This is a genomic window from Micromonospora sp. HM5-17 (assembly GCF_003762835.1).
In the GTDB taxonomy this organism is placed as follows: Bacteria; Actinomycetota; Actinomycetes; order Mycobacteriales; family Micromonosporaceae; genus Plantactinospora.
Map to the genome: position 1 here is coordinate 320,497 of NZ_RJWA01000007.1, position 18,947 is coordinate 339,443.

The 18,947-nt window shown below is 73.3% G+C and carries 13 protein-coding genes and 1 pseudogene; 5 read left to right on the plus strand and 9 right to left on the minus strand.

What is annotated here, in order from left to right; translation table 11 throughout:
- The first annotated feature begins 241 nt into the window (after positions 1-241).
- Positions 242-1,210, plus strand: a complete 969-nt coding sequence (locus EF879_RS21000; RefSeq protein ID WP_233604633.1) for an alpha/beta hydrolase — start codon at positions 242-244, stop codon at positions 1,208-1,210.
- Between the two features lie 142 nt (positions 1,211-1,352).
- Here the strand turns inward: EF879_RS21000 and EF879_RS21005 are convergent, their stop codons facing one another.
- From EF879_RS21005 to EF879_RS21030, 6 genes are all read right to left on the minus strand, one after another.
- Positions 1,353-3,245: a DUF4157 domain-containing protein gene (locus EF879_RS21005; RefSeq protein ID WP_123561193.1), complete on the minus strand. Its 1,893-nt coding sequence runs from the start codon at positions 3,243-3,245 to the stop codon at positions 1,353-1,355.
- A gap of 138 nt (positions 3,246-3,383) precedes the next feature.
- Positions 3,384-5,741 (minus strand): DUF4157 domain-containing protein, encoded by a 2,358-nt coding sequence (locus tag EF879_RS21010; protein WP_123561195.1) that lies wholly within the window; start codon positions 5,739-5,741, stop codon positions 3,384-3,386.
- Between the two features lie 15 nt (positions 5,742-5,756).
- On the minus strand, positions 5,757-7,895 hold the full coding sequence (locus tag EF879_RS21015) for an ATP-binding protein (protein ID WP_123561197.1): 2,139 nt from the start codon (positions 7,893-7,895) through the stop codon (positions 5,757-5,759).
- The gene (locus tag EF879_RS21020; protein ID WP_123561199.1) at positions 7,892-8,587 is read right to left on the minus strand and encodes a DUF4255 domain-containing protein; all 696 of its coding nucleotides are present in this window, start codon (positions 8,585-8,587) and stop codon (positions 7,892-7,894) included. The genes EF879_RS21015 and EF879_RS21020 overlap by 4 nt, the downstream gene beginning before the upstream one ends.
- Positions 8,588-8,606: 19 nt before the next feature.
- Entirely contained in the window at positions 8,607-11,645 is a 3,039-nt protein-coding gene (locus EF879_RS21025) for a DUF11 domain-containing protein (RefSeq protein ID WP_123561201.1), read from the minus strand.
- A gap of 197 nt (positions 11,646-11,842) precedes the next feature.
- Positions 11,843-12,466 carry a response regulator transcription factor gene (locus tag EF879_RS21030; RefSeq protein ID WP_123561203.1) on the minus strand — a complete coding sequence of 208 codons (624 nt, stop codon included), beginning with the start codon at positions 12,464-12,466 and terminating at the stop codon, positions 11,843-11,845.
- Positions 12,467-12,753: 287 nt separating this feature from the next.
- On the opposite strand from EF879_RS21030, the gene EF879_RS21035 reads away from it, so the two are divergent.
- The gene (locus EF879_RS21035) at positions 12,754-14,043 is read left to right on the plus strand and encodes a hydrolytic protein (protein WP_123561205.1); all 1,290 of its coding nucleotides are present in this window, start codon (positions 12,754-12,756) and stop codon (positions 14,041-14,043) included.
- 48 nt (positions 14,044-14,091) lie between these two features.
- Positions 14,092-14,541, plus strand: a pseudogene (locus EF879_RS21040) (LOG family protein); the annotation flags it as partial.
- 61 nt (positions 14,542-14,602) lie between these two features.
- Here EF879_RS21040 and EF879_RS21045 read toward each other — a convergent pair.
- The gene (locus EF879_RS21045) at positions 14,603-14,938 is read right to left on the minus strand and encodes a cupin domain-containing protein (protein ID WP_123561329.1); all 336 of its coding nucleotides are present in this window, start codon (positions 14,936-14,938) and stop codon (positions 14,603-14,605) included.
- Positions 14,939-15,009: 71 nt separating this feature from the next.
- On the opposite strand from EF879_RS21045, the gene EF879_RS21050 reads away from it, so the two are divergent.
- Positions 15,010-16,029: a GlxA family transcriptional regulator gene (locus tag EF879_RS21050; RefSeq protein WP_123561209.1), complete on the plus strand. Its 1,020-nt coding sequence runs from the start codon at positions 15,010-15,012 to the stop codon at positions 16,027-16,029.
- A gap of 83 nt (positions 16,030-16,112) precedes the next feature.
- Here the strand turns inward: EF879_RS21050 and EF879_RS21055 are convergent, their stop codons facing one another.
- Positions 16,113-17,132, minus strand: coding sequence for an ornithine cyclodeaminase family protein (locus EF879_RS21055; protein WP_123561211.1), 1,020 nt, complete (start codon positions 17,130-17,132; stop codon positions 16,113-16,115).
- Complete coding sequence (locus EF879_RS21060; protein WP_123561213.1) at positions 17,129-17,986, minus strand: PhzF family phenazine biosynthesis protein; 858 nt, start codon at positions 17,984-17,986, stop codon at positions 17,129-17,131. The genes EF879_RS21055 and EF879_RS21060 overlap by 4 nt, the downstream gene beginning before the upstream one ends.
- A gap of 72 nt (positions 17,987-18,058) precedes the next feature.
- On the opposite strand from EF879_RS21060, the gene EF879_RS21065 reads away from it, so the two are divergent.
- The gene (locus tag EF879_RS21065; protein ID WP_123561215.1) at positions 18,059-18,892 is read left to right on the plus strand and encodes a LysR family transcriptional regulator; all 834 of its coding nucleotides are present in this window, start codon (positions 18,059-18,061) and stop codon (positions 18,890-18,892) included.
- The last annotated feature ends 55 nt before the right edge of the window (positions 18,893-18,947 follow it).

Genomic DNA, 18,947 nt, shown 5'->3' on the forward strand with positions numbered 1-18,947 from the left:
GAAGTGGCCGCTACCCGAAGGGGCAGGTCCGCGCGGCACCGTCAAATGGCGGATGTCTGCCCGCGCGGATGCCGGAAGACTCCGCGTACCCGAGGAAACCCCTCGACCGTTCACGCCGCGCTCGCGGCCCGGACTCCCGGAGTGCTCCCATGCCCATGCCCACGACCAGGCCCAGGCAGCAGGATCCGGTCGTCAGATCCGCCGGCGCGGCGACGGCGCCGGCCGCCCACCGGTCGCGGCGGTGAGCGCGACGAGCGGCCCCGCCGCGATCATGCTGGAACCCGCCGCCCGGCGGTTTGCCGAGACGACCGCGAACCCTCCGTATCTGCACCAGCTCGGGCCGGAACGAGGTCGACGCGCCCTCACCGAACTTCAGTCCGGCCCCGTCGCCAAACCCGACGTGGATGTGGAGGACCAGCCGGTGCGCACCGGCCGCAATGCCGCGGTGCCGGTCCGGATCGTCCGGCCGGCGGGCGCCATCGGTCGGTTGCCGGTGGTCCTCTACCTGCACGGTGGCGGCTGGGTCTTCGGGAACTGCCACACCCATGACCGGCTGATCCGGGAGTTGGCCGTCGGCACCGGCGCGGCCGTGGTCTTCCCGCACTACAGCCTCGCGCCGGAGGCGTGCTACCCGCAGGCGGTGCGCGAGTGTTACGCGGTGCTGCGCTGGCTGGCCGGAAACGGGTGTGCCGACCTGGACGGTGCGCGGGTCGCGGTGGTCGGCGACTCGGCGGGTGCCAACCTGGCCGCGGCGGTGACCCTGCTGGCGAAGCGGCACGCCGGCCCGGGACTGGCCGGGCAGGTGCTGTTCTACCCGGTCACCGACGCCCGGTTCGACACCGTGTCGTATCGGACCTTCGCCGAGGGCTTCCACCTGCGCCGGGACACGATGCGCTGGTACTGGGACCAGTACGCACCCGACGAGGCGGCCCGGGCCGAGGTGACCGCCTCACCGCTGCGGGCGGATCTCGGACAGCTGGCCGGGCTGCCACCGGCGTTGGTGATCACCGCCGAGGCCGACGTGCTGCGCGACGAGGGTGAGGCGTACGCCCGCCGGCTGCGGGCGGCCGGGGTGCCGGTCTCGGCGACCCGGTACCAGGGGATCATCCACGACTTCGTGATGCTGGACGCGCTGCGCGGCACCGAGGCGGCGGAGGCCGCCATCACCCAGGCCGTCATCTTCCTCAAGCGGACGCTGCGGCTGGCCTGACCGCCCCGTGGCCGGCCGGCCCCGCGTCGCACCCCGTACGCGGGGCCGCCCCGGTCGCTGCCATGTCACGGACAGCACCGGGGCGGCGGGTCGCTCCTGCCTACCGGGACCGGACCCGGCGGTGGGCGCGGTGCGGGCACCGCTACAGTGGACCGAGATCCAGGTCGAACGAACCGGACGGCGAGCCGCCCGGACCGGGCGGCGGGGCGGTCGCCCGGGTGGTGCGCTCTCTTTCCTTCTCCACCTCGTCGAGGCGCCGTCGCGTGTTTCTCTCGAATTCGATGATGTCTCTGCCGACCTCGCGGCCCGCGGCCCCGCCGGTGCTGCCGAGGTAGTACGCCCGACTGCCGGCGGGAAGCCGCCGCTTGGTCTCGAGCTCGGTGAGATGATCCTGGCCCATCCCGACATAGCGGACGCCATCCCTTACCGCCTTCGCCACGGCCTCGGCGAAGTGCAGGTCACGCCACTTCAGGAAGACCTTTTCCGGATCGCTTCCGGGTTTCCTGGCCATCGCCTCGACCTTCATCCGCCCCGCCACGGGCAGATCGGTGCGGGGCCGGGCGAGCGCCGCGTCGATGAACGCCTGACAGAACTGCTGGAGGTCGGCGAGGATATCCCGGCGGGCGGCGGAGTCGGGGTCGCCGAGGGCGTTGATGGCGTCGCCCAGATAGCTGTCGTACGCGAGCGAGGTGATGAATCCGTCGAGGCGCGACTTGGTCTTGGTGACCGACTCTGCCAGGGCCGTCTCCTTCGCCTTGGCCACGCGCTGAAACCGGTCGAACGTCGATGCCTCCGCCTCGACATCCTTGCCGTACCCCCAGGCGATCTTGAGGTAGCGCGAGGCTGTCTTCCCGAAGTACCGGCCGTCCCCAAGGGCGTCGAGCTGTCCGTCGGCGAGGAGTTTCTTGAGCACGGCGAGCGTTTCCCCCGTCTTGGGGAACAGCGAGTCGGCGGCGAATTCTCGCTTGTCGGTGACCCCGCCGGTGGGCATCTGGTTGAAGAGCTCCTGGGTACTCGCCTCGTACGCCTCACTCATCTTCGAGTTCGGCGGCAGTTCGTCGACCGAGAACGCTTCGTACCGGAAACTACTCGAACGGACGGCAGTCAGAACGTCCCTCAGGGTTACCTCGGTGTGGGTTTCGCCGATGACGTTGGTGCCGCTGGGCTCGAAGCGCACCCAGGTGCCCTGGCTGAATCCGCTCAGGTTGCCGATGTGGTCGGTGTTTCCGGCCGCATGGTCGGCGAACTCGTTCTCGCTGAGGTAGTCGTGCACCAACTGGTCTTCGACCAGCCTTTTCATGTTGTCGTTGTTGGCGACGATGGGGTCGTCCGACCGGATGCGCCGGTTCCCGACCCAGACCCATCGCTGGATCGGTACGGGGGATCCGCGAGGCACCGTGCCCTCGGCCTCCGCCGCCCGCTGCACCCCGGTTTCACCGCCGGCCGCCACGGGGCCGGCCTCCGGACGCGGCGCCGCCAGCGCCCGGGCGGCGTTCGCCTCCGCGGCCCGCTCGTACGCGTCGCCAGGATCCGAGACCCGCAGTCCGTGGCCGTTGTCGGTTCCCGTGACGGGGCCGGTGCGTTGTTGGATGACGTGGGTGAGTTCGTGGGCCAGGGTGTGTCGGTCGGTGCCGCCGGGGCCGAGGACGATGTGGTTGCCCGAGGTGTACGCCCGGGCGCCCAGTTCCCGGGCCGAGCGTTCCGCGAGGGCGCCGGTGTGTAGCCGGACGTCGGAGAAGTCGGCGCCGAGCCGGGCCTCCATGTCGTGCCGGAGGGGCTCGGATATCGGGGTGCCGGGGGTGCGGAGGACGTCGTGGACGGTGGTGTGCCGTACGGGGCGTGGGTGGTCGGTGGCGCGGTCCGGGTCGGTGTGGGGTTGTAGTCGCTGGATGGCCCGGGTGACGGCGGTGTTGCCGGCCTGACGGTGCAGGGCGATGATGGCGGCCGCCGGGCCGGCGGGTGGGGTGGGGCGGTGGTGTGGTGGGTTTCGGTGGGGCGGCGTGGTGGTGCGCTGTGGTTCGTCGTGCGCGCGCATGGCTGTCCTTCCTGACGGTGGTCGAGGCCTGGGCCGGGCCCTCACCGCCCGCGGTGCCCGTTGCGCGGTGCGGCGATCGGCGTACCGGCCGGTGCCGGGCCGCAGCGCCGGGGGTGAGATGCCCCTGATGCCGTCCCCTCACGGGAACTCAACCTGGTCCAGGGTGAACGTCACCTGCTTCTGCAGCATGGCTTGTGGGCGGAGGAAGTCCTTGAGCAGGATCCTGACCAGCTCGTCGTCGGGTTTGGTCATCAGACGCTGGGCGACGTCGGGCTGGTGGCGCTGGATGCGGGCGATCTCGACGACGCAGCGTTGTGCCAGCCCGGGAATCACGTCGCCACCAACGAGGATATTCGACCGGAGCGGCTCCGGGAAGGTCGTTCGGCGCTGGTCGTCGGCGTGGTAGTCCACCCGATCGGATTCCATCCGGCCGCGTTCTCGAAATATGCGTACACGGCGCGTGTAACGAGAAGCATCGGCAGAGGCCCGTTTTCGTTCCGACAACTCCTCCGCCAGGCGCACCACCGTTTCCCGGAGCTTTAGCAGGGTTTCGTCCAGGTCCCGATCGCTGTCGTGGCCGGCGTCCTGGTGGAAGGCGCGGGCGGCTTGGGCCAGAGCCTCGACGTGGGCCGGCAGATTGTAGACCGAACGCTTCAGCCGTCCCTCGGGAGACTTCTCCGGCACGGCGTGGGTCTCACTCATGACCGCGGGGAACCTCGCGCGTATGTGCTCGTCCCTCAGCTGGATGATCATGTCCGTGTCGGCGCCCCGAGTGTAGGAGATCATCTCTCCGTTCTCGTCGGCGCGAAGAGTGGGAAACTCCCGATCGCTGAAGTCGTTCAGCATCGCCCATCCGTTGCCCGACTCGAGCAGGCCGATCGGCAGGGTGATCCGGGCGTCGCCGAACCTGGTGGGGCGGAAGGGCTGTCCCTCCTGCTCGATGTAGAAGAAGACGAAGCCATGGTTGGCCAGTTCTTCCACGTCGAACTGCGTGCTGTTGTGATCCACGTCGGCGTCTTCGCGGTCCAGCACCGCCTTGGACTTCAAGGTGCCGGTGTTCTGGTCACCGAGGAGCGCCCGGAGGGTTTTGGCCCTCGTGTAGTGACGCAGCACGCATCGCCGTAGGGCGGACTCGAGTCTGTGCCGCAGGTCGACCCACGGATCCACCCTGTCGTCGGTGGCCCGCCCACCCTGCGGGGCGTTCCTGGGCGAGTGGAGGGCCGGTGTCCCCCGCACCGATGGATCGTCTTCCAGGCTTGCCAGGTTGGCGGCGGACATTTCCCTGAAGTAGTCGAGGTCCGACATTCTCTCGGTGGCGCTCATGTCATGACGGCTCCAGAGATCGCCGTAGGTGCGCATGAGAAAGTAGCCGAAGTCTCTCGCCCTCTCGGCGTAGAACAGGAGTTCTTTGTAGACGGTGTCGCGTACCTGATCTATCCACTCCTCGTTCTCCGCGCGCCACTCCCCGAGTTCTCGGTCGTCGTCCACCATCATGCGGTCGTCGTTGTCCGACGTCACGCCGTCGTCGGGGTCCACCATCATGCGGTCGTCGTCGGTGTCCGACGCCATGCGGTCGTCGTCGTCCAGCGACACGCGGCCGAGGCTGGCCAACGTCAGACGGTCAAGCTCACGCAGATTGTTCAGAATGTCCCCGACATATATGCGGTACGTGCCTGGCCAGGTCTCGTCGTCGGAGTTTGCCATCCAGTCGGTGGGGTTCTCGCGAGAACCGAACGTGACGTTGTAGAAGAGCATGTTGTTGGTGATCTGCTCGAGAATCGTCCTGATCTTCTCGGGTGTTGTGTCATCGAGTGGGACTTCGTTCGTCTGGAAGGCGCCTTCGGCACGCTGAACGACCAGCCCGGTACCGGCCTCGGCTGTTCCGGCGGATCCGACCACGTCCGCGTCGCCTTCCGGGCCGGCCGGCAGCGAAGCCGCCAGTACGCGTCGTGCGTTCGTTTCGGCTGCGTGTTCGTGCGGGTCGCCGGGATCCGAGACCCGCAGTCCGTGGCCGTTGTCGGTTCCCGTGACGGGGCCGGTGCGTTGTTGGATGACGTGGGTGAGTTCGTGGGCCAGGGTGTGTCGGTCGGTGCCGCCGGGGCCGAGGACGATGTGGTTGCCCGAGGTGTACGCCCGGGCGCCCAGTTCCCGGGCCGAGCGTTCCGCGAGGGCGCCGGTGTGTAGCCGGACGTCGGAGAAGTCGGCGCCGAGCCGGGCCTCCATGTCGTGCCGGAGGGGCTCGGATATCGGGGTGCCGGGGGTGCGGAGGACGTCGTGGACGGTGGTGTGCCGTACGGGGCGTGGGTGGTCGGTGGCGCGGTCCGGGTCGGTGTGGGGTTGTAGTCGCTGGATGGCCCGGGTGACGGCGGTGTTGCCGGCCTGACGGTGCAGGGCGATGATGGCGGCCGCCGGGCCGGCGGGTGGGGTGGGGCGGTGGTGTGGTGGGTTTCGGTGGGGCGGCGTGGTGGTGCGCTGTGGTTCGTCGTGCGCGCGCATGGCTGTCCTTCCTGGTCACCGAACCCGCGCGGGCTCACCGCCCGGTTGGTGCTCGCCGAACTCGCTCTCCAGCAGTAGCCGGCCGAGCTTGCGGTACTCCCGTTGCACCGCGCCGACGAGGTCGGCCATCCGCACCGGGCGACCCGCCTCGGCCGCCAGGTACGCCGCGGTGACCACGCAGGCGCGGATGCTGCCGCCGGAGAGTTCGAAGTTTCGGGCGCAGAAGTCGAGGTCCAGGTCGTCGTCGCGGGGCAGTTCGGTGCCGAGACAGCGGTCCCAGAGCGCCCGCCGCTGCGCCACGTCCGGCATCGCGAAGTCGATGATCAGGTCGAGTCGCCGGGTGAAGGCCTCGTCCAGGTTGGCCCGCAGGTTCGTGGTCAGCACCGCGACGCCGTCGAAGGACTCCATCCGTTGCAGCAGGTAGGCGCTCTCCAGGTTGGCGTAGCGGTCGTGGGCGTCCCGGACCTCGGACCGCTTGCCGAAGATCGCGTCCGCCTCGTCGAACAGCAGCAGACCGTTGACCCCGGCGGCCTCGGTGAATATCCGCTCCAGGTTCTTCTCCGTCTGGCCGACGTACTTGTCCACCACCGTGGAGAGGTCCACGACGTACAGGTCCAGGCCGAGGTCGGCGGCGACCACCTCCGCGGACATGGTCTTGCCGGTGCCGGAGTCTCCGGCGAACAGCGCCAGCACTCCCCGGCCCCGGCCGCCGCCGGGACGCATCCGCCACCGGCCCAGCACCCGGTCCCGGTACCGCACCCGCAGCGCCAGCTCCCGAAGCTGCTCCAGAACCGGATCGGGGAGCACCAGGTCGTCCCAGCCGACGGCGGGTTCGATCCGGCGGGCGAGCCGGGCCAGACCGCCGGCGTTCTGTCCGCGTACCCCGGCGCGCAGGTGGTCGGCGCCGACCCGGTCGGCGCCGGCGAAGAGCGCCAGCTGGTCGGCGGCCTGCGCGGCCCGTCGCAGCTGGTCCGGCCCGAGCTGGTACGGCGCCAGCTCCCGCACCGGGTCCACACCGTCGGTCCAGCCGGCCGGCCGGCCCGCGTCCCACCCCCCGCCGGCGGTTCGCCACAGCCGAGCCCGGTCCTGCTCGTCCAGTGGCGGGGCGGTGACCAGCAGCGGGGGTCGGCTCGTCCACTGCGGGTCCCACTCGACCGCCCCGGTGAGCAGCACCGGCACCGGTCGGTGGGCGATCCGGCGCAGCAGCCGCGCGTGCTCGGGCTTTCCGGCCGGGTCGAGTGCCTGGACCGGGCCGGCGACCAGCCCGGCACCGCGCAGCCGGGCCTCCCGGACGGTGGCGGCGAGCGCGTCGGCGGGGTCCGGGTCGGCGGCGAGCGCGTCCAGGTCGAGCCGGAGCACCGGCCGGCCGGCCCGGACCAGCGCCGCGACCGCCAGGTCGTCGGCGGCGGCACCGGGGCGCTCCCGTAGGTAGCCCAGCCGGACCCCGGCGCGCAGCGCCGCGCCGAGCCGCCGCGCCGTGGCGGCCGTCTCCGGCCCGTCGTCAGAGGGGTCGTCCGCGGGGGCCGGGACATCCGGCAGGGGCCAGGCCACCTCGGCCAGCCGGGCGTCGACCGTGTCGTCGCCGAGCAGGTGTGCGGTCACCCGGTCGGGGACCCGCAGCGGGCGGGACAGGTACGGCTGGTCCGGCTGCTCGACCCGCAGCAGCCCGCCGTCGACCAGCGGCGCGGATGCGGCGAACCGGGACCGGCCGGCGGCGTCGCCCGGCGATATCCCGCACAGCTCCAGCGCCAGCCCCACGGTCGCCCGGCGCCGGCTGACGTCGTCGTTGAGGTAGCCGTAGAGCCGCTCGTACCGGGGGTCGACGTCGGGCAGCAGCGCGACGAGCAACACCTCCACGTCCAGCTCGGTCAGCCCGAAGTCGCGGGCCAGCCGATGGAGCCGGGGAGTGGCCCCGGTTCGGGCGGCCCGGTGCTCCACCTCCGCCCGTACCCGCAGGTCGGCCGGGTCCGCGGCAAGCGGCTCGGCCGGCCGGGCCAGCAGACGCTCGACGTCGTCGGTGGAGAGGTACAGACCGCGGAACGGGTCATCGGGCGCGGGGTCGTCGCGGCGGCGTTCGGTGAGCAGCCGCCGCACCCGGGCCGCCACCAGCCCGAGCCGGTGCCACAGGTAGGCCGTGCCGTCCGCGTCGCTCATCGGTGCTCGTCCCGGTGGCCGCGCCGCCGGTGGCCCGGCCCCGAACCGGGCCGATCCCTCCCCGCCCCGCCGCTCTCCTGGCGACGGGTCGCGGCGGTGCGGGTGAGATGGTCCGCGAGGACTCCGGCGGTGTCGCTGACCCGGACCGCCCGCTCCCGCACCGGCGGCGGGGCCAGCGTGCGGCGGGGTGACACCGGCGCGACCACCACCAGGTCCAGTGAGGGTTTGAGATCCCCGCCGAGCGCGGTCCACACGTCGGCCAGCGCCCGTCCCTCGCCGGGCGGTGCGGCGACGGTCATCGGCACCGCCAGGCGCAGCGCGGCGAGCGAGCCGGTCAACCGCTCGGCCGGCAGTTCGTCGTACCGGACCAGGCCGGCCAGCAGCGCGGCGAGCAGTCGGTGTTCGTCCGTGGCGCGGTTGGTCCAGGCGGTGACCAGGTAGGACAGCGCGAAGAAGTGCGGCGCGTCGTGCCAGGCGACGATCTGGCCGTCGGCGTCGCGTTCGGCGATCCGGCCCTGGAAGTGCCGCGACCGGTCCTCCCGGATGTCGTAGAGGAACAGGTTCACCGTCGGCGCGTTGCGTCGGGCGGCCCAGTCCCGGGTGGGCGCCTCGAACGACACGTCCACTCCGGTGCCGGCCAGCGCCTCGTCCAGCACCAGACCGCGCAGTCCCTCGTCGACCTCGTGTATCACGCCCGCGCCCCCATCGCCGTCACCAGCCCCGGTGCAGCAGGCCGGGTGGTTGCTGGGCCGGCAACACCACCAGGAACGGTGTGGTCGCCGGACGGAAGCCGGTGCCGGTGGCCACCGCCTGCCGGGCACCGAGCCGGTCCTTGGGCAGCACCAGCAGCTGCGCGGTGAAGGTGCCGTCGGCCGCCGGCCGTACCGGCGGGGCGGCGGCGGTGATCCCGACGTCCCAGGAGAGCCGCACCGGCTGGCCGGGTGGGAAGTCCACTCCTCGGATCGAGGTGACGAACCCGGGTGGCCCGATCGGCGGCACCGCCACGATCCGTGGGACGACCACCCGCAGCGGCGCGCTCGCGGTGTCGTTGCGCGGGTCGGAGTTGCCACCGGTGGTGCTGACGGTGCCCCGGACGGTGGTGCGGAGTGCCGCACCGGGGGAGAGCGTGCCGGTGACGGTGGTGGCGGCGCCCGGGGCGAGGTCCGGTACCGGGCAGCCGTCGGCCGGACAGGTGGCGACGGCTCCGCCGACGGGTACGCCGCCGGGCAGGGCGGGTCGGAGCCGCAGACCGGTCGCGGTCGTCCCGCCGGCGTTGCGGACCGTGTACGTGACGGTGACGGTGCCGCCGACGTACCCGGGTTGCGGGTCGACCGAGACGGTCAACGCCGGATCGGCCGGGCTGCCCGGCGGTGCGGGGGTGACCTGGACCGTGGCCACCGCCCGGTTGTCGGACGGGTCGGCGTCGGTCGGGCTGGTGTCGACCGACCAGGTCAGGCTGACGGTGCCCGGGGCGGTGCCGACCAGGTCGACCTGGATCTCGACGGTCCGTCCCACCTCGAGGCGGCCCAGCGCGCAGCGCAGGGTGGTGAGGTCGCACCCGCCGACCGGTGTGTCGAGGCCGGTCACCGACAGCCCGGGCGGGACGTCGAGACGGCCCTGGACGTCGTCGGCGGCGGTCGGGCCCTGGTCGGTGACGGCGAGCCGCAGCGAGGTCCGACCGCCCACCGTGGTGGCGGGCGCGGGCGCCGAGACGGCGGTGGCGATGTCGGTGTGCCGCTGCCAGCTCGGTTCCTTCTGCCGTCCCGGCAGGTGGGCGGTGAGCGGCCGGATGCGGCCGTCGGCGAGGTCGAGGCTCCACAGTGCCTCGGGTGAGTTGTTGTCCTCGGCGCGACGGGCGGAGAAGGCGATCCGTCCGCCGTCGGGCGACCATGCCACGTCGCGTGGCTGGTGCGGACCGTCGGGAGAGTCCGGCACCGGTCCGGCGCAGGATCCGCCGCTGGCGGGCAGCAGCAGTCGGCATGTGCCGCTCTCCAGGTCGACCAGGACCAGGCCGTCGGCTTCCCGGTTGACGATCAGCCGGGCGCCGTCCGGTGAGAACGCGGCGCTGTCGTCGACGACCGGGCATGCGGCGCCGCAGATCATTTCGGTGAGGTCGATCTGGTCGAGGCCGTCGCTGGCGTTGGCGATCCAGATGTGGGTCGCCACGGTACCCCGGTAGGTGCCTCGGGTGAAGGCGAGTCGGGTGCCGTCCGGTGACCACGCGGGCTGGGTGTCGTCGAGCCCGGCCAGGTCGTCCGGGACCGGCAGGTCCAGCAGGCGCTGCCCGGTGTTGACGTCGACCACCTCGATCCGGGACGGCGTACGTGGTGCCCCGGGCCCGTCTCCGGGCGAGTTGCGGACCAGGGCGAGTCGGGTGCCGTCCGGCGACCAGGCCGGGTCGAACTCCCGGTCGCCGCGTCCCCGCCCGGGGATCGGCAGCAGCCGGGGCTGGCCGCCGTCGGCGTCCACGATCCAGATCCGTTCGGTCCGGACGCCATCGACGGTCTCGAACCGGCTGACCGCGATCCGCCGTCCGTCGGGCGAGTACGCCTGACGCTCGAACCACGGGTCGCCGTCAACCGGCTCCCAGAGCAGCCGCGAGTCGGTGATCGCCCCGGGGTCCTCGCGCAGGATCGGCAGCCCCAGGTGGCGGGGATCCACCCCGTCCGGCCGGATGTCCTGCAGCGTGGCGGTGGTCCGGTCCGGGGCGCTGCTCCGGGCCACCAGCAGGGACTCGGTGCTGGTGCCGGGATCGGCGTACCAGGTGGGATGGCTGACGTCGCGGTCCTCGGCGAGCCGCGGCACCACCACGCAGTCGCAGGGATCGTCCCGGACCAGCACCGAGTAGACCCGGTCGACGTCTCCGGTCGTGCTGCCGTCCGGCAGGGTACGGCTGACGAACGCCACCGTCGCGCCGTCGGCCGTCCAGGCCGGCTGCCGGGCCTGCCAACCGGGGGGCAGCATCCGGACCGGGCCGGTACCGTCCGGGGCGATCAGCCACACCTCGGGCTGCGGACCGGCCGGCCCGACCGTGTAGGCGATGCGCTGGTGCGCCGGGTTCGGGTCCCAGGCGGGCTCGCCGGCCCCGGTGGGTTCGGCGGTGACCCGGGTGGCCGGGCCGCCACCGGCGGGCAGTCGATAGATCTGGGGAACGCTGTCGCCGCCGCGCCGGCCGGAGAAGGCCAGTGTGGTGCCGTCCGGCGACCAGGTCGGCCAGGTGTTGTCGCCGGTCCCGTCGGTGACTCGCCGGGTGCCGCCGCCGTCGACGTCGACCACGTAGATGTCGTGCCCGCCGTCGTCCCGGCCGGCCGTCGAGCTGTACGCGATCCGGGTGCCGTCCGGGGAGAGCACCGGCCGGGACTCGTCGGTCGAGTTGCGGGTGACCCGGAGCACCGGGCCCGTGCCGCGGCGCAGGTACACCTCGGTGCTGCGCTCGTCGCGTCGGCTCACCCAGGTCACCGCGGAGCCGCGGGCCGAGACCTCGTCGTCGAAGTGGTCGGGTCCGGCGTCGAAGAACGGCGCCGCGGTCGCCGCCGCCCCCGCACCCTGGATCCGTCCGAGGCTGCGGTGCCCGGTGCCGGCGTACACGATCCGCTGGGTCACGTCGGGGTTCGGGGCCGGCGCTCTCGTCGGGGCCGGTCGGGGCATCACCGTCGGCCCGGGCGCGGGCGCGGCCCGGCCGGCGACGCCGGCGGTGGGCGGCAGCGCACCGGCGACGAGCACGGCCAGGACGGCGGGGAATCCGATCATGCGTCGCAAGGCAACCTCGGCGGGCGTGCGGTCGACGGAGGTGGCGAGCGGACCAGGCGTCAATCCTCCGGCGAACCCGGGCCGGCCGGCCCGGCCCGAGGGGCATCGCCGGGGGCAGTGGTGTCGGCCCGTTCAGGCAGCCCGCCGCGGCGAAGCGCCTCCGCCCGGACCGCCGTCCCGACCCGCCGTCCCGGTCGTCAGATCAGTCCGTTGCGGAGCGCGTAGGCCACGGCGTGCGCCCGGTTGCGCAGCTGGAGCCGGCTGGTCACGTCGTGCAGGATGTTCTTGACCGTCCGCTCGGAGTAGGAGAGCTTGCTGGCGATCTCCCGGGTGTCGAACCCGTCCGCGACCAGCCGCAGGACGTCCACCTCCCGGGTGCTCAACCCGAGCAGGGTGAGGCCGCGCGGTTCGAGGACTTGCCGCTGGAGCCGGCCCATCTGGGCCATGAGCCGGCCCAGCAGGTCGGCGGGGAGCGCGCCCTCACCGCGGGCGACCGCCAGCACGATGTGGCTGAGCCGTTCCGCGCTCGCCTCGGCGCGGCGGACCACCCCCACCACGCCGTGCTCCACGGCGAGCGCCAGCCCGGCGTCGTCGATCCTGGCCGGCACGAGCACCAGCTTGGCCGAGCCGGCCCGGTGCAGTCGGCGCAGCAGCCGGGTCGCCGCCTCGTCGAGGGTGTCGACGACCACCAGCGCGACCGTGCCGGGAGTCTCCTGGCCCGGCTCGACCACCCACAGGTCCGGCCGGGAGCGGAGCTGGCTCTCCACCCCCAGTCGTGAGATCGGGTCCTCCGCGTGGACGCTCACCGTGACACGGCGCATCTCCAGCCTCCCCACAGAACGACGCCCGGTCCCGGGCGTCCGGCTCGGACGGTGCCGCCGCGCCGGTGCCGGTCCGCGCCCGTCCGGCCATCCGGCCGGGGCTGCTGCCCACGTCGTGGCGGTGGAGCGTCGCCGACGGTCGGTCCGCGCCGGTACGGCGGTACGGCAGAGGGTGCCGGACGGGACTTCGCGTGCACCTAACGTGGACCTAACGGGCAGGCATTCTGCCCGCACCCGTACCCCGGCGGCCGGTCCCGGCCGGCCCCGCCGCACCTACCGTCGCCGGCATGAGCATCTCGTTGGGCCTGGACGCCGCGGTGGTGGTGCCGGGGGAGAGCGTCGAGATACCCGTGACCGTCCGGAACCAGGGCGACGTCGTCGAGGCGTACGACCTCGAGATTGTCGGTGTGCCCGCCACCTGGGCGACGTTCGACCCGCCGAGGGTCTCCCTCTATCCCGGCGCCAGCCAGACCGTCACGCTCACCATCCGGCCGCCTCGGTCCTCGGAGGTCCGCGCCGGGGAGCTGCCGTACGGCGTCCGGGTCGTCCCGTCGGAGGCGCCGCAGGCCGCGACGGTCGAGGAGGGCACGCTGACCATCGCGCCGTTCTCGGAGGTGACGGCGGAACTGCGGCCGCAGGTGCGCCGGGCCCGCCTCGGCGCCCGCTACCGTCTCGCCGGGGTCAACGCCGGCAACGTCGAGGAGACGCTGACCCTGACCGCGGTCGACGGCACCGAGCAGCTGCGCTTCGCACCCCGGCCCAGGACGACGACCCTGGCGGCGGGCGAGCAGTACGCGGCCGTGCTCGGCGTACGGGCCCGGCGGCTGCTCTGGCGCGGCACCCCGCGACACCTCCCGTTCCGGGCCGTGGTGGCCGACACGGGGGGTCGGGCCGTCACCCTGGACGGGACGCTGGTGCAGCAGCCGGTGCTTTCCGCCTGGCTGCTCAAGCTGGTGGCGCTGCTGCTGGCCCTGATCCTCCTGCTGCTCGCCCTCTGGCTCGGCCTGCTGCGTCCGGCGGTACGGTCGGCGGCCCGAGAGGCTGTCGACGAGAAGGTGGCGCAGGTCGCGACCGAGGCGGAGGAGGCGGCGAGCGAGGCGGCCGGCGAGGCGGTGCGGGACGCCATCGAGCAGGAACGCGCGGCGGCCCCCGCCGTACCGTCGCCGTCGCCGGAGGCGGTCGGGGGTGGCGGTGACGGCACCGACCGGGGCGGACAGTTCGCCACGGCGCTGGTGGTGCGGACCAACCCCGGGGGTACGGCGTCCCGCAGCTACACCGTGCCGCGCGGCCGGGTGCTCCTGATCACCGACTTCCTGGTCGACAACCCACAGGGGGACACCGGAACGCTGACCGTCACGGCGAACGACGTCCGGGTGGTCACCTACGGTCTGGAGAACTTCCGTAACCAGGACTACCACTCGGTCACCCCGATCCGGGTGCCGGCCGGAGCCCGGGTGACCCTCACCGTCTCCTGCCGGCAGCCGGGCACCCCGGCCGGCGCTCCCGCGCCGCGGACCTGCCAGGAGGGGCTCTACCTCAACGGCACCCTGATCCGGGCCGCCGGGACGGGCTCCTGACCTGCCGGGTGCCCCGGGACGCCGGCGACCGACCGGGTCGCGGTCTGTGGTCCCCACTCCTGCAGCGACGAGGAGGCACGGCACGCCTACCGCATCGGTGAACTCCTCGCGGAACGAGGTGCCACCGTCATCTGTGGTGGCGGCGCCGGGGTGATGGGGGCCGTTGTCGCCGGCGTACGCGCCAGGGGCGGCCTCGTGATCGGGGTTCGGCCGAACGACAGTCGCGACGGCGCCTCGCCCGACCTGTCCGCGGTGATCGTGACGAACATGGGGGAGGCGCGTAACGCGGCCATCGTGTGGAGCGCCGACGCCGTGATCGTCGTCGGAGGATCCTGGGGAACGCTCAGCGAGGTCGCACTCGCCAAACGCCGCGCCGGCGTGCGGGTGGTCTCCCTCGGCGGCTGGCGGGTCATCGACGCGAACGGCGACGAGGTACCGGGCATCGATCACGTCAGCGACCCCGAGGAGGCGGTGACGGTGGCCATGGCCGGGTCGTAGCCAGCCCTGGCAGCGGCGCGGCCATGGCCACGACATGGCCACCGGCATCCGGGGGACCGCGTCAGCCCTCCGGGTAGAAGAGGAAGAGCGTGCAGCCGGTGCTGGTCGCGGGCACGTGCCACGACCCGGCCGGGGCGTGGATGAAGGTGCCGGCCGGGTAGTCGCGCGCGCCGTCGTTGAAGGTGCCGGAGAGGACGTAGACCTCCTCCGGGCCGGGCTCGTGGACGTCGCGCCGCGGCCAGGAGGTGCCCGGGTCCATCTCCAGTACGTGGGCGGACGCGCCGGACGGTCCCCGCCACAGGGAGCGGAGCCGGATGCCGGGGAAGGGTTCGCGGACCGGGGCGTCGCCGACGAAGACGGAGGTGTAGCCCTCCTGCTCGAGGATCTCGTGGTGCATGCATGCGACGGTGCCGTACGGGGCCACGGCGCGACAGAGCCCGCGACGACAGCATGGGGTACTTTCCTGCCATGCATCGCGTGGTGGCCCTGGTCCGGCCGGTGCAGTCGACGTTCGAACTCGGCTGTGCCGTCGAGGTCTTCGGCACCCGGCGCGCGGGGTTGCCGCAGTACTACGAGTTCGAGGTCTGCGCGGAGACGCCGGGACCGGTGGCGACCACGGGCGGATACACGATCACCGTTTCGCGGGACCTGTCGGCGCTCGAGTCCGCGGACACGGTGATCATCCCCGGCTGGGTGCCGGTGGAGGCGCCGCTACCCGAGCGGGTGCGCGACGCACTGCTGCGCGCCCACGCGCGGGGGGCGCGGCTGGTCACGATCTGTTCCGGCGTCTTCGCGCTGGCCCGTACCGGGCTGTTGGACGGCCGCTCGGCCACCACGCATCCCGCCCGGGCCGAGCAGTTGCGCCGGGAGTTCCCCCGGGTGCGGGTGGAGCCGGACCGGCTGTACGTCGATCACGGCGACGTCGCCACCAGCGCCGGGGCCGGCGCCGGCATCGACCTGTGCCTGCACCTGGTCCGCAAGGACCACGGGGCCGCGTACGCCGCCCTCCTCGCGCGGCACATGGTGATGCCGCCACACCGCGAGGGTGCCCAGGCACGACACGTGCCGTCCCCGACGGCCGGCGAGCCGCTCGACGACCTGGTCGCGTGGGTCGACGAACGCCTCGGTACGCCGTTGTCCGTGGACGACCTGGCCGCGCAGCTCGGTGTCTCGCCCCGCACCCTCGCCCGCCGCTTCGCCGATCAACTCGGCACCAGCCCTGGCGCGTGGTTGCTCTCCCGCCGGGTGGCCGCGGCGCGCACCCTGCTGGAGGAGACGGACCTGCCGGTCGAGGCGATCGCGGCCCGGGTCGGCCTCGGCTCCGCGGTCAACCTGCGCCGCCGCTTCCGCGCCCAGCTGGGCACGACCCCGGGCGCGTACCGGCAGGCGTTCCGGGTCCGTGACACCCCGTCCCGGGCGGCGACCGGCAGGCCGCGCGCCGGCGGCACCCGCGCGCTCTCGTTGCCGGACCCGCCGGCGTCGCCGTGATCTTCCGCCGGACCGGGGTGGTCCACCCCTGCCGTCGTCGACCCGGCCGACCGGAACCTCACCGGACCGGGTGCGGGCGACCGTCAGGGGGCTGCTGTCCGCCGGAGATCCTGGCCGCTGGCCGGCGGCTGCCGCCGGGCCGGGGCCTGCCCGGTCAGGCGGGCGAGGGTCACCTCGGCCGCGGCAAGGTCCTGGACGCCGAGTCCGACCAGCTTGCAGACCGTGATCTCATCCTCGTCCCGCCGGGCCGGCGCCGTACCGGCGAGGACCTCACCCAACTCGGTCAGGTCGTCGCGGCGGGGCCGGACGCGGGCGAGATCACCATGCGTGGTGGCGAGTGCGCGGCTGTCCACCACGATCCGGTCGGCGCGGCGTAGGCAGTCGGCCGACAGCTCCGCCTTGGTCGGGTCGTCGGCGCCGACCGCGGTGATGTGGAGCCCGGGACCGAGCCAGGCGCCGTGCACGAGCGGTTCGGTGCTGGCGGTCGCGGTGACCAACAGGTCCACGCCGACGCAGACCGACCTGGGGTCGGCGACCGGGGTCACCCGCAGGTTGGGGCGGCGGGCGCGGAGGGCCGCGGCCAGCGCGTCGGCGCGGTGCGGGCGCCGGCCCCACACCCGTACCTCGGTGATCGGTCGCTCGTCGAGGGCGGCGAGTACCTGAAGGTACGCCTGGACGCCAGTGCCGAGCACCCCCAACACGGTCGCGTCGGTCCGGGCCAGGACCCGGGCGGCCAGAGCGCCGGCGGCGGCGGTACGGATGTCGGACAGGTGATGCTCGTCCTCCAGCAGTGCCCGTAGGTCCCCGGTCGCGGCGTCGAAGACCGCCACGATCCCCGACCCTGGTGTGCCGCCGCGTCGGGCGCGTTCCCGGAACCAGGTGGCGACCTTGACCGTGAAGATCGCCCGTCCGGGCAGCCACGCGGACTTGACGTGGACGTCGCCGTCCGGGCCGGCCGGGGCGAAGACCGTCACCGGAGAGTCGCCGAGCCCGCGGCTGAAGTCGGCCAGCGCGGTGGAGACCGGCTCGAGCAGGTCCTCGAATCCGACCGCGGCGCGGATCGCCTCCGGTCCGTAGTGCAGCGGCGGTGCGGACGCGGTCACCGGGGCAACTCCCGCAGCTCGCCCTCGCCGACCAGGACGACCCCGCCGCCAACCTCCACCGACCGGATCCGCTCGTCCCGTCCGTACGCCACGATCGTCATCTCGCTCGGGCGACCGGTGAACCGACCCTGCCGCAGGGTGACCGGCTCACCGTCGCCGACCCGGCCGTGCCGGCGCAGGAACGCGGCGACACAGCCGGCGCCGCTGCCGGTGGCGACGTCCTCGACGTGGCCGTCGTTGTTCCAGTGCCGCCCTTCCCGTCCCGCCGCATCGAGGAGGTACGCGAACTGGGCGCCCACGGCGGCCAGTGGCGCGTCGAGGTCGGCGGTGATCCGGGCCCGGGCCAGGGCGTCGCCCCGGACCGGGAGCACCAGGTACCGCAGACCGGTGGAAACCACCTCCGCGGGAAGGTCGGGATCGAGGTCCTCGGGGCCGAGGGACAACCGCGAGAGCACCGCGGCGACGTCCGGTCGGCCCAGGAACGTCGCCGGCCCCTGGTCGAGCACGCTCGCGTACCGTCCGGGTCCGGTGCGCCGGGTGGTCACCCGGACCGTGCGGGCCGCCAACCGTATCGTCCAGGTCGCGCGGTCCGCGTCGGCGTGCATCGCGTGCAGCACGCAGGCCGCGCCGATGACCGGATGTCCGGCGAAGTCCAGCTCGTCGAGCAGGTCGAACACCCGAGCCGCCCAGGTCGTCGCGTTCTCCCGAACCAGGAAGATCGACTCGAAGTGCCGCAGCTCCCTGGTGATCTGTGCCATCTGCGCGCCGCTGAGCCCCGCCGCCTCGGGAAACACCGCGAGGCTGTTGCCGCTGTACGGCCGGCTCGTGAAGACGTCGACGTGGTGGTATCGCACGGGACGACGCTATGCCGGGCGCCCGGTTCCCCGGAACTGAGCAAATTCCGAGGGCGGGTATAAGTTCTCGTTATGGCACCCGAGCTCGAGACGGCGCTGTTGCGGGCCTTCCTGACCGCCGTCCGGGCCGGCAGCATCAGCCGCGCCGCGACCGCGCTGGGGCACAGCCAGCCCGCGTTGAGCCAGCAGCTGCGCAGGCTCGAGCGCGCGGTCGGCGAACCGCTGCTGCGCCGCACCACCGCCGGGGTGACCCCCACCCGGGCGGGGGAGGCGCTCCTGCCGTACGCCGAGCGGATCCTCGCCCTGTCCGCGCAGGCCCTACGCGCCCCGCGACAGGCCCTGGCCGGGCACTGCGGCATCGGCCTGCTCGAGGATCTCACCGCCGCGCCGCTACCCCAGGCCCTCGCCGATTTCGCGCGCACCCACCCCGGCGTCACCCTCGAGGTCGTCAGCCTGCCCGGCCCGGCGATCCGCGAGGCGTTCACGAGCGGCCGGACGCAGCTGGCCCTCTGTGACCCGGCGTACCTGCCGGAACCACCGCGCTGGACCGTCCGAACGCCCCTGACCTGGGCCGCCGGCCCCGGCTTCGATCCCGACGCCGACCCCCTGCCACTGATCCTGTTCTCCCCACCCTGCCGGTGGCGTGCCCCGGTACTCGACGCCCTGGAGGCCGCCGGCCGCCGCTGGCGCGTCGCCTTCGAGAGCACCGGCCTCGCCGGGGTCACCGCCGCCGTCCGGGCCGGACTCGGCGTCGCCGCCCTGCTCCCGGCCAACCTCGAACCCGGCATCACCGTGCCGTCACTCCCACGCCTGCCCGACGTCGAGCTCGGCCTCGCCCGCCGTCCCGACACCGACGGTGATCCCCTCGTCGACGCGGTCGAGGCACTCCTCCGCCGGCTCGCCTGACCCGGGGAGCGTCGCCGCGCCGCGGAGCGTGCTCTCGGCAAACATCTGCCGCGGC

What these genes read in the sequence shown, in the direction of transcription:
- EF879_RS21005 (WP_123561193.1), bottom strand. Translation starts at nt 3,245, where the DNA reads ATGCGCGCGCACGACGAACCACAGCGCACCACCACGCCGCCCCACCGA.
- EF879_RS21010 (WP_123561195.1), bottom strand. Translation starts at nt 5,741, where the DNA reads ATGCGCGCGCACGACGAACCACAGCGCACCACCACGCCGCCCCACCGA.
- EF879_RS21015 (WP_123561197.1), bottom strand. Translation starts at nt 7,895, where the DNA reads ATGAGCGACGCGGACGGCACGGCCTACCTGTGGCACCGGCTCGGGCTG.
- EF879_RS21025 (WP_123561201.1), bottom strand. Translation starts at nt 11,645, where the DNA reads ATGATCGGATTCCCCGCCGTCCTGGCCGTGCTCGTCGCCGGTGCGCTG.
- EF879_RS21030 (WP_123561203.1), bottom strand. Translation starts at nt 12,466, where the DNA reads ATGCGCCGTGTCACGGTGAGCGTCCACGCGGAGGACCCGATCTCACGA.
- EF879_RS21035 (WP_123561205.1), top strand. Translation starts at nt 12,754, where the DNA reads ATGAGCATCTCGTTGGGCCTGGACGCCGCGGTGGTGGTGCCGGGGGAG.
- EF879_RS21045 (WP_123561329.1), bottom strand. Translation starts at nt 14,938, where the DNA reads ATGCACCACGAGATCCTCGAGCAGGAGGGCTACACCTCCGTCTTCGTC.
- EF879_RS21050 (WP_123561209.1), top strand. Translation starts at nt 15,010, where the DNA reads ATGCATCGCGTGGTGGCCCTGGTCCGGCCGGTGCAGTCGACGTTCGAA.
- EF879_RS21065 (WP_123561215.1), top strand. Translation starts at nt 18,059, where the DNA reads ATGGCACCCGAGCTCGAGACGGCGCTGTTGCGGGCCTTCCTGACCGCC.